The 12,432-nt window shown below is 56.6% G+C and carries 13 protein-coding genes; 5 read left to right on the top strand and 8 right to left on the bottom strand.

Annotated elements, in window-relative coordinates:
- Positions 1–29 precede the first annotated feature (29 nt).
- From LAO76_06090 to cmk, 4 genes are all read left to right on the top strand, one after another.
- The gene (locus LAO76_06090) at positions 30–284 is read left to right on the top strand and encodes a hypothetical protein (protein ID MBZ5490483.1); all 255 of its coding nucleotides are present in this window, start codon (positions 30–32) and stop codon (positions 282–284) included.
- 52 nt (positions 285–336) lie between these two features.
- Positions 337–573 (top strand): hypothetical protein, encoded by a 237-nt coding sequence (locus LAO76_06085; GenBank protein MBZ5490482.1) that lies wholly within the window; start codon positions 337–339, stop codon positions 571–573.
- A 235-nt stretch (positions 574–808) separates the two neighbouring features.
- Entirely contained in the window at positions 809–1,669 is an 861-nt protein-coding gene (locus tag LAO76_06080) for a winged helix DNA-binding domain-containing protein (protein MBZ5490481.1), read from the top strand.
- Positions 1,669–2,400, top strand: coding sequence for a (d)CMP kinase (gene cmk / locus LAO76_06075; protein MBZ5490480.1), 732 nt, complete (start codon positions 1,669–1,671; stop codon positions 2,398–2,400). Before LAO76_06080 ends, cmk begins: the two co-directional genes overlap by 1 nt.
- A gap of 42 nt (positions 2,401–2,442) precedes the next feature.
- Here the strand turns inward: cmk and LAO76_06070 are convergent, their stop codons facing one another.
- The 8 genes from LAO76_06070 to LAO76_06035 all read right to left on the bottom strand — a co-directional run bounded on the left by LAO76_06070 (position 2,443) and on the right by LAO76_06035 (position 11,309).
- On the bottom strand, positions 2,443–3,813 hold the full coding sequence (locus LAO76_06070) for a DUF4097 family beta strand repeat-containing protein (protein ID MBZ5490479.1): 1,371 nt from the start codon (positions 3,811–3,813) through the stop codon (positions 2,443–2,445).
- Positions 3,810–4,175: a hypothetical protein gene (locus LAO76_06065; protein MBZ5490478.1), complete on the bottom strand. Its 366-nt coding sequence runs from the start codon at positions 4,173–4,175 to the stop codon at positions 3,810–3,812. The genes LAO76_06070 and LAO76_06065 overlap by 4 nt, the downstream gene beginning before the upstream one ends.
- Positions 4,172–4,936 (bottom strand): DUF5668 domain-containing protein, encoded by a 765-nt coding sequence (locus LAO76_06060; GenBank protein MBZ5490477.1) that lies wholly within the window; start codon positions 4,934–4,936, stop codon positions 4,172–4,174. The genes LAO76_06065 and LAO76_06060 overlap by 4 nt, the downstream gene beginning before the upstream one ends.
- The gene (locus LAO76_06055) at positions 4,933–5,652 is read right to left on the bottom strand and encodes a zf-HC2 domain-containing protein (protein ID MBZ5490476.1); all 720 of its coding nucleotides are present in this window, start codon (positions 5,650–5,652) and stop codon (positions 4,933–4,935) included. The genes LAO76_06060 and LAO76_06055 overlap by 4 nt, the downstream gene beginning before the upstream one ends.
- Positions 5,645–6,247, bottom strand: coding sequence for a sigma-70 family RNA polymerase sigma factor (locus LAO76_06050; GenBank protein MBZ5490475.1), 603 nt, complete (start codon positions 6,245–6,247; stop codon positions 5,645–5,647). Before LAO76_06050 ends, LAO76_06055 begins: the two co-directional genes overlap by 8 nt.
- Positions 6,248–6,721: 474 nt before the next feature.
- Positions 6,722–8,242, bottom strand: coding sequence for a DUF4034 domain-containing protein (locus LAO76_06045; GenBank protein MBZ5490474.1), 1,521 nt, complete (start codon positions 8,240–8,242; stop codon positions 6,722–6,724).
- A gap of 416 nt (positions 8,243–8,658) precedes the next feature.
- Positions 8,659–9,831, bottom strand: coding sequence for a hybrid sensor histidine kinase/response regulator (locus LAO76_06040; GenBank protein ID MBZ5490473.1), 1,173 nt, complete (start codon positions 9,829–9,831; stop codon positions 8,659–8,661).
- Positions 9,831–11,309 (bottom strand): AAA family ATPase, encoded by a 1,479-nt coding sequence (locus tag LAO76_06035; GenBank protein MBZ5490472.1) that lies wholly within the window; start codon positions 11,307–11,309, stop codon positions 9,831–9,833. The genes LAO76_06040 and LAO76_06035 overlap by 1 nt, the downstream gene beginning before the upstream one ends.
- Positions 11,310–11,490: 181 nt before the next feature.
- Between LAO76_06035 and LAO76_06030 the strand changes: the two genes are divergently transcribed.
- Entirely contained in the window at positions 11,491–12,402 is a 912-nt protein-coding gene (locus tag LAO76_06030) for an alpha/beta hydrolase (protein MBZ5490471.1), read from the top strand.
- Positions 12,403–12,432: the final 30 nt, after the last annotated feature.

Below are 12,432 nucleotides of genomic sequence, written 5' to 3'. Positions count from 1 at the left end.
TGAATTGTATGCGAAATTATTGGTTAAGTATGGCATTAACACTTCAACTCGATCCTGAAATAGAGAGGAGACTAGCCGCAGAAGCCCAAGCGCGTGGGGGCTCCACTGCGACGTATATCCAGCGGATTCTCGAGCGGCAGCTCGTTCTTACGACGACCGAGCACAAGCTGAGCGGAGAGGAATTTGAGGCTGCACTCGACGCTATGACTGTCTATTCCGACAAAATTCCAGTGCTTCCTTTGGAGGCATTCAGGCGGGATGAAATCTATCGAGATCACGACTGACAGCAAGGCCAACTCAAGCACGACTCCTCGATAGAGGTACTTAAACTACGATATGGAACTCCACTTTAATCCTCAATTCGAAGCCGAACTTGAACGCACCGCATCGGAGCGTGGTCGAACTGTCGCCCAACTTGTGCAAGAAATGGTGGAAGCCTACCTTAGTCACGACAAATGGTTCAGATCTGAAGTACAGAAGGGGTTGACTCAACTGGACAACGGGGAAAGCCTTAGCCACGATGAGGTGGTTGCACGCATTGAACGGATGGCCCTGCATGTTGCGGTGCAATAGTCCGAGGTCGTGCCATTGATTCAGCTGCTGAGACATCTCGTGAGAACTCCCTGACACGGCATGGTACATTGATATATCTTCGGGATCCTTCGACTACGCGCCATTGAGCGTTGTTGTTACAAGGGCTCGACGCGCTTCGCTCAGGACGACAGATCGTAACTATATCGCCGGACTGGTGAACGTGTTGCAAGGCAGATGAACCAAAACGAACGAGACCAAGGCTTCCATTCCAAACATGACTGAACAAGAACTCGAGCAGCAGAGGGCAGCGAACTGGCGGATTGACGGCAACGCTGTCCATACGGTGGAAGAAGCGCGAAGCTTTGTTGAGGCTGTGGGCTTTTGCCTGATGTATCCGGAGCGGACGCTGCCGCGCGTGGCGAGTTTCATGGGAGCGTATGCCGGATCGGCGGCAGGCTTGCCGCTGGCAAAGAATGCTTATGCCGATCCCAGGGCACAACAAGCAACGGAACTGATGGTGCGTCTGCTGCGTGAACGTTCGGCGTTTGAAATGATCTTGTCCGGCGAAAACACGCTGGTCGTCTCCGCGGCGGCGTTCCCTTTTTTCTATGGGCTGGTGGGCGACCGCACGCCGAAGGCACTGCCGCAGAAGAAAGCGCAGGGAGCGGCTGTGTCTGAGTTATCCGCCAAAGTATTTGAAGCACTACAAAAGCATGGGCCACTCACCAAGACGCAACTGCAGGAGCATGTGGGACGCGAAAGCAGCCAGGCCGCGCTGGACCGCGCGCTGGGCGAGCTATGGTCGATCCTGAAGATCACACGCGTAGATTACAGCGCGGGCGCGGGCGCATCCTGGGACGTGCTATATAGGTGGGCGCCGGAGCCGATAAAAGAAGGCATCAACATTTCCGTGCCGGAAGCGTTGACGGCGCTGGTGAGCAAATATCTTGAGACCGCAGTCGCGCTGGAGCAGGACGACATTGAGCAGTTCTTCTCGCACTTGACTTCGCGATCGAAGGTGCGCGAGGCCGTGGGCGCGTTGTTGCAGGCGCGCGAACTGAGCCTGGTGACAATCGGAACGAAGAGTTTGATACGCCTGGCGCCGCCACCAGATACGCAGCGGAGACGCAACTAATGCGTGATCACGACCTGGCCGGAAAGAAAACTGGCGGCAGAAAACTAGTGATCGCCATTGATGGGCCCGCGGGTTCCGGCAAAAGCACACTGGCCGCGCTGCTGGCACGAAAATACAACTACACCAATATTGAAACCGGCGCCATGTATCGAGCGCTTGCATTTAAGGCAATGCAAAGCGGCGCTTCATTGGATGATGAGAAGACGCTGGCTGCGTTGGCGGACAAGTCACAGATTGAGCTGGTACCGAATCCTGAAGGCAATCGCGTACTGCTTGACAGAGCGGACGTGACGGAGTGCCTGCGCAGCCAGGAAGTGACGGATGCGGCTTCAAAGGTGTCAGTGCATCCGGCAGTGCGGGAGTGGATGGTGGCGGCGCAACGAAAGATGGGCGCGGGCGGCGGCATTGTGATGGAGGGCCGCGATATTGGCACAAAAGTTTTTCCTGACGCTGAAGTAAAGATCTTTCTGGATGCGGCGCCGGAAATACGCGGGACGCGGCGGTTTCAGCAGAGCCCGGCGGCTGCGACGCATGAAGCGTCAGTTGTAGCTGAGTTGCAGGCCAGAGACCATCGCGACCGAACGCGCGCTAACTCACCGCTGGAACCGGCGGCAGATGCTGTACTCATTGATTCAACTTATCTCACGCTGGACCAAGTGCTGGCGCGAGCGGTTGAAGTGATTGAATCCCGGCTTTCCCCGACCCAGCAGAGATCTGAAATGCAGGCATAAAATGTCTGCTCTGCTCCAATCCTTCAGGAATAGAGCAACAAGCTACTGCTTGTGAATCTGAATCGTGCCCCGGTCCGTACGCAGGTGGATGTCTGGGCCGCCTTTGCCAACAGTGGCGCGGGCGGTAGCGTCGCGGCGCTGGTTATCGACGCTGATGTTGAAGTCATTCACGTCAATGGTGCCGTCTTTGCTCTCCGCGTCAAGCCGGAAGCCGGTTTCCTGAGGCAGTTCAAGTTCGATTCCTCCGCGCACATTATTGATGTCGATATTTCCGAGCGGTGTTTTAGGGCGGATTGAAACTATGCCATTGCGGTTTTCCACTTCCACTGGACCACTGACATCTTCAAAATGCACTTCATTGGAGCGAGTGTTGAGTTTAACGGGGCCGGCAAGCGCGGTGGCGCGGATATCGCCATGGCCCATGGACATTTCGCCATCGAGCTTGGTGAGTTGGAGATCGGTGCGAACTGACTTGAAGTGAAGCCGCTGTCCGATGTGGGAAAGCTGCACGTTGCCGTTGTATCCGGCATCGAACTCCAGGGTGCCGGTAACGTCAGAAACGCTTCCGTCTTCGACCTCGCCATCCACCTGAACATTGCCAGTGACGGTCTTTACGTTGACCGAGCCGTGGCGCAAATGCAGTGATGTGGCGCCTTTTACATTTTCAGCACTTAGATTGCCGCGATCAGTGCTCAGGTCCACGTTGCCTTCACGCTGGGAAACGCTGAGGTTGCCGCGCCGCGTAGCCATGGAGAGCGCAAGCTGCCTGGGTAACTGCAAATCAAGATCAAAGCGCGCCTTTTCAAAATCACCGCTGGTAAGATCGAGCAGCCAGACATTGCCTTGCTGGATAAACTTGGGATGAGTCGAGTCATTCAACCGATTCGCATTTTCCTGCGAGTCAGTGCGAACGGACTTACGGACCACGGCGTGAACCTGATTGTCTTCACTGGGCGTAACGCTAATGTCGCCCTGGGCGGAAAGAATTTTTATTTCGGAAGCGCCAGCCAGCGGCTGGGCAAAGTTGTCAGTAAAATCATAGTGCTGGCCGAACCAGTCCCAATCAGGGTCGGCACCCATTTCATCGCCGAGGGCGCGCCAGTTCCAGTCCGCGGTCCGTGTGATCCCAGTACCAAAAAGGATGATGAAGACCAGAAGCACGATGGCGCCTGCTCCCAGACGCGGTGTTGGTTCGCCGTGCTGGCGGGCCCACATGTGTTCGAGGAGCTTGGCGACGCCCCAGACAATGAGCACCACGGGCCAGTAATGAACCATCCAATTGCGAAACGACTGGAAGGAAATGACGCCGGTGGTGCGCAGCAGGAAGAGAACACCAATGGCGATCAGAACCAGCGGGCCAACAATGGAACGCGGACGCGGGCGATAGTAAGGAACTTGTGGCGACGCACTCATGGTTTCACCTGTGAATCATCCTGGCCGGAGGATGGCGGATTCTCCGCACCGGAAGCCCATTGCTGGGATGGCGGAGGCGGAGGAGCAGTGGTGGTTGTTGGCCATGGCTGAGCCGGCGGCGGTGCAACAGGGCCAGCAATCCAGCCGGGCTGGATATGGCCTTCAGTCGAACCGGTACGAGAAATCAGGAGTACGCCACCGATTACCAGAAGCAGCGCGGGCAAGGCCTGGTCAAACTGAATGATGTGGTAACTATCCATCAGGAAGAGCACGCCCAGCGTGATCAGCACCGCGGCGCCCATCAAGCCGTGAGCGCGGCAGCGCGTGCACTGGCAATTTCTGTTTCGGATGTAGGGCGTCATTGCGGGCCTCCGACGGTGGGCTGCATGGTGCGCTTATACGCAAGCCATAACCCTACGCCGATCAGGAACAGCGGCCACAGGTGATGCAGACGAAGTATGCCGAGATTCTGGAGAAGAAACAGCACCCCGAGACCAATCAGGACAATTGCGCCGATGGGAGCCTTGTCCTGTGGCGGCGGAGGCGGTGGTTCAACCTGCAGAGGCGGAGCTACCTGCGGCGATTGCAGCGGCACAGGCGGATACGCGGCGGACGTGTTGACGATGGCCGGAACGCCGGTGGAATGAATTTGGGATTCCTGAATGCCAAACATCTTGTCGAGGCCCAGAGGGTCAGGCGCAGGCAAGCCATGGCGCTTTGCTTCGGCAGTCTTATAGGCTTCAAAGGCCATGTAAAAGATGAAGAAGGCGATCATCCATCCAAACGCCCAGTGGATGTTGTTGGCCGCGATGATCAACATGACAAAAATCACCACGTGAGCAAAAGCCTTTACGAATTGGCCGTTATACATTGCCCCTACGCCGGGGATGAGTCCTAAGAATCCAGCAATCATGGGGTTAGGCGCGCCCGGAACGCCAACTGGTGCCGGTGGCGGCACGGCCCCGGGCACCGTCGTAGCATTTGCTCCCTGCAGTCTTGCGGCAATGCACGGTTCGCAATAGATGGCGCCCATGACGTCGCGTTTGCATTCTTCGCAAAGCGCTTTGCCGCACGTACGGCAGTACGCTACTGCCTGAGTCTGATTGTGTACGGCGCAGTTCATATCCGGGCTCCTTCATGCCAAGTAAAAGTTTGGGCGATCAAGCTTCCATCGCGCTCCATGCTGTAATCTTCGTTCAGTTTCTCGCGTCCATCCGGCGACGACTTCCTGTTCTGTTGCCGATTCTCCCCAGGCCCTTCCGCCGGCGCCGCGCTCTTCTTCAGCTCTCTAACTTTCGCTTGCACCTGGTAGACGAGCCGCAAGTTCTCGTAATAGCTTGTCACCTTGGCTTCGACGTTGGTGTATCCGAGCACCACAGTCTTGCGCATCATGCTCGGGTGCTCGACCATATTTTTCACGTCAGTAATTTTCACTCCAGCCAGCGTAAGCGTGATGCTGAGTGAGAAGAACGCCATCGCAAACGACATGGCAAAGCGTGAGTGCAGCAACCCGCCGACTCCCGGCCTCAAGCTCCGGCGCAGACGATCCATCCAGCCCAGCTTCGCCTCTTCCGCGATCTGCTCTGCTGTAGCTTCTTTCCTGCTCGTTGCCGCCAGAATGTTGTGGACAAGGTTTTTCGGCGGCTCCAGCTCAGCCAGCCCCCGGACCATCAACATGCCTTCCAGCGCCTCAGCCAGCATGGGCCCGCAGACTGCGCAGTTCCGGCCGTGCTCGTCAAAGGCCGTCCGCGCATCGGCGGCTATCTCGTTATCAAGCGCGTCAGCCAGCAGCGCTTCAAACTCGCTGCATGCCATCCCGTTTTTTGCTTCGTTATTCATTGCTTGCCTGCCTTTTATTACGAGAAAGTAATCGCGCTAGTTCCATTCTTCCTCTGTTTATTCGCGACTTCACCGTTCCCTCCGGCACCCGCAAAACCAGGGCAATCTCTTTGTAGTCCATATCCTGTAAGTCCCTTAGAATCACTGCTTCCCGCAGGTCCGGACTGATTCTTGCCAGCGCCATCTGCACCATCCGCTGGGTCTCCTTGCTCGCCAGCCGATCATCCGGCGTCGGTCTCGGGTCCTCCAGCCGGTCGCCCAGAGACAGCGAATCGTCCTCTTCCCGCAGCCCTGCGTCTATCGAATCCGTCACCCGGTCCTGCTTGCTCTTGCGGAAATGGTCCACCAGCAGGTTCCGCGTCAGAGTGGTCAGCCACGTGGTAAACGCCCCTTTTTCAACGTGATAGCTGGCCATTGACTTGTACACCCGGATAAATACCTCCTGCGTCAGGTCCTGGGCGTCGTCCGGGGAGTTCGTGAACCGATAGCACAAGTTATAGATCCGCCTGTTGTACAGGCGCACAATCTCCTCCCATGCCACGGCATCGCCTGCCAGGCATCGGCGAACAAGTGCCCCTGTTTGTTGGTCTTCCAAGCAGTCTCCCCGGAAAAGGATACGTACCAGGCCGTGCTTTGGTTCAAAACTCGGATGGGATGTAAGTGACAAGGTTTACAGGAAAGCGTGAAAGGGTGCAAATGGAGGGATCGCTGCAGTGAGGTGTCTCCATTCGCGATAAGGATTTGGTTCGGGCTGGTTCGGGCTCTTGGCTCTTGGCTTTTAGCTCTTGGCCATTGGTTTTTTGGCTCTAGACTTTTGATCCTTAGCCTCCGCGTCCTCCGTTCCTCCGTGTTTCAAGGTTTTGGTTTTCAATTTTGCGATCTGTCTTGATCCGCGCTCATCTGCGTCGATCTGCGGCAAAAGATTCTTCTTCTCCGCGCCTCCGCGTCTCCGCGGTGTGCTCTTGCTTTTCCGATCAATGTCTTCCCTCTGCGTCCTTTGCGCCCTCTGCGGTGAATGGTGTTGCTTTTGCTGTTCCGATCTCCCGATTACGCGCCATCACTGCGATCCTCACCTGTTCACGTCCATCTGTACCATCACCCAGTAATCCGCTTTGGGCGGGGTAGGAAGGATGGCTTTTTCCAGAAGCGGACGAATGCATGCTGACGGAGCATCCGCGCCGGCAAAGAGCACATCGCGAACGGCGCCCTCTTTTGTTAGTTCCACCAGCAGCCCAATCCATGGTTGCGTGTAACCGGGGCTTGCCTTCACGCAATCAAGGAAAGGCTGGTGATATCTTCTATCCATCTCCGCGCCAAGAGCATAGCTGAAGAGTTGCCCTTCCGGCGTCTTCACGTTTTCCGTTGCTGCCGCCAGTGAGTTTTGGATGTGTGGGATCGCAGCCTGGTATCTGGAGTCATAGAACGAGTCAAGAGTGTGCCAAACGGCTTTGTCCCAGTTGTCGCCAATCTCGTTAAATGCGATCGTGGCATAGTCAAAGTCCGAGGCCCTGAAGGCGATCAGAGCCATCTCGTTGATGTGTGAGATGGATGTGCCGTAGAGTTCCTGCAGCGCCGAATAACCAGCCTTGATCCGCGGCCAGGAGAGCCCTTTAAGCCCCTGCTCGTGTACATTGCCGCAGGCGCAAACCAGCGTGGTGGCGATCTCAAAGTAGATCAGGTCGCCTTTCTTGCCACCTATGCCGTCAGCCACGGCAGCGGCAAAGCGTGCCGCGTCGCCTTCTTCTCCGCCCCACTTGGGCAACAGTGAGTCGGCCAGCATGCGATAGTAGTAATAGTATTCAGGTTCAAATGCGACTGCCTTCCGGAATAATGCCTGCAACTGGTCCTGCTCCCAGTCCTCGCTGCGGGCGATCTCTATCATCGCCGCATACCACTCCGGGCACTTCTCCGGCAGCCCCTCCGCCTCTTCCAGTATTGTCTGTCCCTTGTGCACGCGCTCAGCCAGCAGCTGCCATCCTTCGTCCGTCACCTGGTTCGCGTAGCCGGTCCCACGTGCCTTCCAGCCATAGGAGTTGTACGCTTCGGCCAGGACAATTCGCGCTGTAATTGAATTAGGAAATTGCTCTTTCCATTTTTCCAGGCGGGCAAGATGCTGTGTCCACTCGGCTTCGCCTGCTTTGGTTTTTGTCCCAGGCTCTTCCAGCGCTAGATAGATGGTGTGCACCTTCCAATACCCTCCGGCGAACCGGGCCTTTGTAGTTCTTGCTTCAGATGCAATTCTGTCAATCTCAGCGAACTTCTCTTGCTGGAATAGTTGCCGGATGGCTGCCTCGTACTTCTCAATCCCGTGAATGTCGGTGGCAACGTTTGGATTCAGGTCGGGAACGATCTCTTCAGGACTCGTTGCGGCAGTGGCGGCGGCCGGCGCAGGTTGCGGCGTTGCGGCTCCGGTGTTCGCCGCCGGTGTGGCCGACTTCGAAGATGAAGAACTTCCGTTCGCATTCCTCGCTGCCTGCTTTTGTGCTTTGATGGTTCGGGCGATATCTCCCAGGGACTGGGGTTCCTGAGCGGTCGCTAAAGACGCGGACAAGATCAGGCCAAACAACGCTAGTGAACTCTGTCGGATCATTGCCAAAGCATAGCCAATAACAAAAAGGACACACAGTTACATAGGTTCTATACCTGACAGGAATCCGTTTCCCTCCGCGTCCTCCCTTCCTCCGCGTTTCAAAGGGATTGCTTTTTCAAATTTTGGCAATCCCTTCCCGATCTGCGCCCATCTGCGTAAATCTGCGGCGAAAAGGTTTTTGCTTTGCTTTTTCCGATCACCAGATCACCGGGGTCCCCGGACCGCGCCGCTTTTGCGCGGGCTGGGGTGGGATCACGTGCGATCACCCGATCTTGTTCCTCCTGATCAGTGTCATCCGTGTTAATCAGTGGTAAGTTTTTGCCTTCTCCGAATCCGCGTTCATCCGTGTTGATCCGCGGTAAATTCCGGTTCTTCTCCGCGCCTCGCGTCTCCGCGGTGAGCTTTTGTTTTTCCGATCACCCGATCTTTTGCAACAACTCTCCATTTGTGTTCGCCGGCTTTTCCGGAATCCAGATTGAGAACACCGCGCCCCGCGGATGGTTGTGATTGCGCGCCTGTATCAGGCCATGATGCCGGTCGATGATGTCCTTGGTAAGCCACAGTCCCAGTCCCGTGCCGGTATCTCCCTTGGTCGTGAAAAATGGTTCGAACATCCTGCGCAGTGTGGCTTTGGAGATACCCGTTCCGTGGTCCACCACGGAAATCCGTACTCCGCCGGCTGCGGTTTTAGGATGTGGGGCCTTGACGCCTCGCAAAAACAACTTGCCTCCGGTCGGCATTGCATCCACGGCGTTGGCGATAAGGTTCACTAATACCTGCCGAATTTCTCCCAGGGCGCATACCACTCGCACGTCTTTTTCGCAGACCACATTCGCCTGTATGCTCTGGTTCCGCAGCTTCGCCCGGAACAGCACCGCGGCGGAATCGAGCAATGCACGAACGTCCGCCTGCTCCAGTCCCCGGTTGGAACGATGAAAGCGCAGCGTGTGGTTGGCGATGTCGCTGACGCGGCGCAATTCATCTTCCGCCAGGCCGGCCCAATGCTGTGCCTCTTTCACGTCGGTCGCGCTGCGCACCAGAAAAAGAAGATTGGTAACGGAGGTAAGCGGATTGTTGATCTCATGCGCAAGGCTCGCCGCCAAACGTCCTGCCACCGCGAGCTTTTCTGTTCTGCGCAATGCGTCTTGTGACCTTGCCTGGCTGGTCATGAAGTCGCGCACTTCATATTGCCGCGTGCGCGCCCGCATGGCGGCCTCAACCGCGCTCAACAGGGTTTCAAATCGGATGGGGCGTTCCACCAGCGTCACATTTCCCAGCGCTCGAAGAGCGGCCAACCCGGCTGGCGGCTCCCCCTGTCCCCTGGCCGGGCTTATAAGAATGATCAAGGGAAAATCAGACCAGGTCGGCTGCATTTCCAGCCGCTTGCCCCAGTTTTTTATGGGAAGGGTAAGCGATTCCTCGGTAATAAGCGCCGTGGCTGCGCCGCGATCCAGTTCATTGAAAAATTCGTCTGAGCTGGCTACGATCTGGCTGTTGAAGCCATGCCTTTGCAGAAAAGTCCGCAACAGCTCGCCGTCCCTGCCAAACTGCGCGAGCACCAGCACCCTGAGACTGAGGTCTTCTGCCATTACAATAGCGGCGTCGTGTCGCCGCGGAATTTTGGCACGCCGGTCAACACGCCTTCGAACTCCTCCAGTGGTGCGCCGATCTCAATCCGGTTGGGTGAAAGCCGCAATTCGCGGATACTGCGCTCATGCGGCCCGCTGCGCCGCTTGACCACGGAGATGGCCTGTCTTACCGCGCCCATTGCCTCGAAGTAACGGAACAGCAATACGTTGTCTGCAAGGTAGGAAACGTCCACAGGGGATCCCATCTGCGCTCCCAGGAGTCCAAATTGCGCCATCACCACAAATGTGGTGACCCCCATATGACTGAGATATGAAAATAACTCATGGAGTTGCACCATCATGGCATGTTCCTGCATGGCATTGAGCAGGCCGTTCAAGCTGTCAATAATCACCACGCGGCATTCTTTTTCTTCCACATCTGCGCGGATCCGGGTAATGAACTCGCCCGGCGAGAGTTCTGAAGGGTCAAGCCTCTGCACGTCAATCATTTTGCTCTTCAAGTGCGGTTCCAGCGGGATACCCAGCCCGCGGCAACGGATCATGATAGTTTCAACCGTCTCATCGGTGGTGAACATCAAGCCGCGTTCTCCTCGCTCGGCGGCCGACGTCAGAAATTTCGTCGCCACGGTTGATTTCCCGCTGCCCGCCGGCCCCATGAACAAGGATGTGGACCCTCGTGTAACTCCTCCGCCAAAGAGCTTGTCGAGCTCGCCCAGCCCGCTGGGCAGTGCGCTGCGGTCCATATTGGGCGGCCGATGTTCGGCTGAGATCAGGCGTGGATACACGTGCAACCCGCCCTTCTCGATCTTGTAATCGTGCAGACCTTCACGGAACTGTGATGCCCGGAGTTTCAGGACCTGGACCTGGCGGCGTTGCGGCCCGTACTCCCTTGATAGTGACTCCATCCTGATTGCGCCGTGGCATATGCTTTGCAGTTGCGTGTCCTGTCTGTCGCCGGTGCGATCGTCAAGCAGCAGCACCGTACATTTTCGTCCCATAAAGAACTGCTTGAGCGAAAGAATTTGCCGCCGGTACCGCAGCGGGTCGCGCGCCAACATGCGAATCTCCGACATGGAGTCAAAAACTATCCTTCCCGCCTTGGTCTTCTCCATCTTGGAGAGAATGTTCTGCATCACGTCCACCAGTTCAACCTCTGAGGGATGAAAGACCGTGTATTGATCGGACCCGGTTTGGTCCAGCTCCGGTGGCTTTACTTCAAAGATCTCCACTTTTGCTATGTCAAACCCGTGCGATTCGGCGACGATTTCCAGCTCCTCCCGCGATTCCGCCAGCGTGACGTAAAGCGTGGGCTCTCCATTGGCTACGCCTTGCAGCAGGAATTGCAATCCCATGGTGGTCTTTCCCGACCCGGGATCGCCTTCGATCAGGTACACGTGTCCGGCGGGAAGGCCGCCCTGCAAAATGTCATCCAGGCCGGTGATTCCAGTTGCCAGGCGCAAGCTGTCTTTTTTAGCCATTCAAATAGACCCCGCTGAAACCCAAGATGATACAGCAACTTTCATGCTCATATCTTGGATGCAAGTTTCGCACTGTAATCGTATGGGTAGAACAGGCCTTTCCGGCGTGGCGTTCAGGCGTGCGGTGATGCTATAGAATTGTCCGGCTTTAGCCGCCGAGGTCATTTTGACGAGGTTTCTTATGAACCTGATGCTTGCTTCCGCTTTACTTATCTTTGCTTCCACACTCCCCGCCCAGAACGTCCCGCACGCTACCGGCATCGCCCACACCGAACCGGTTGATCTCGCGTATGAAACTTTTGGCGCAAAGGGAACGGCGCTCCCCATCATCGCCGTCAATGGCGGCCCCGGACTCTCGCACGCCTACATGATGCAGAACGATCTCTGGCAGCGCATCGGCAAGAACCGCTTCGTCGTTCTATACGACCAGCGCGGCACCGGCGGATCCAAGCGCATGCAGGCGGGCATTTCACAGTCGATGGATTCACAAGTCGCCGACCTCGACGCCATTCGACAGTCTCTTGGTCTTGAGAAGTTTGCGCTTCTGGGCGACTCCTACGGCGGACTCGTTGCCATGGCCTATGCCGCCGCGCATCCTGAGCACGTCGCCAAGCTGATACTTTCCGACTCTCCTGGACCTTCATGGCAAAGCATTGTCCACCTGCTGCCTGATGTCTTTCCAGATATCGAGGAAGAAAACAAGCAGGAAGCGCAAAAGCTTGGCCCCGACACTGAAGCCGCCGCCCGCGCCGGCCTGCGCAACCATTTCCGCATGATCTTTTATTCCCCGCAGAAACGCGACGCATACATGAGCCAGATGGGTGATCTCGGATACGAGCCTGCCGTCGCCGAAGCCGTTGGGAAAGCAATTCAAAATCTCGACCTCACGCCCAAGCTTGCCGGCTTCAAGTTTCCCACGCTGGTAATCGACGGACGCTATGACATGAACGTGGCCCCGCTCACGGCATGGCGGCTGGCGCACGCCATCCCCGGCGCAAAGGTCGTCTTCTTTGAGCAAAGCGGCCATCTGCCCGCGTATGAAGAGCCGGAAAAATATATTGAGGTGCTGGAAGCTTTCTTGAACGGCAAATGAGATCTGCTTTTTTTGTTTTGTAGGGGCGGA

The sequence above is a fragment of the Terriglobia bacterium genome, assembly GCA_020072645.1.
In the GTDB taxonomy this organism is placed as follows: Bacteria; Acidobacteriota; Terriglobia; order Terriglobales; family Acidobacteriaceae; genus Angelobacter.
This window is presented reverse-complemented; position numbering and strand designations above follow the sequence as displayed.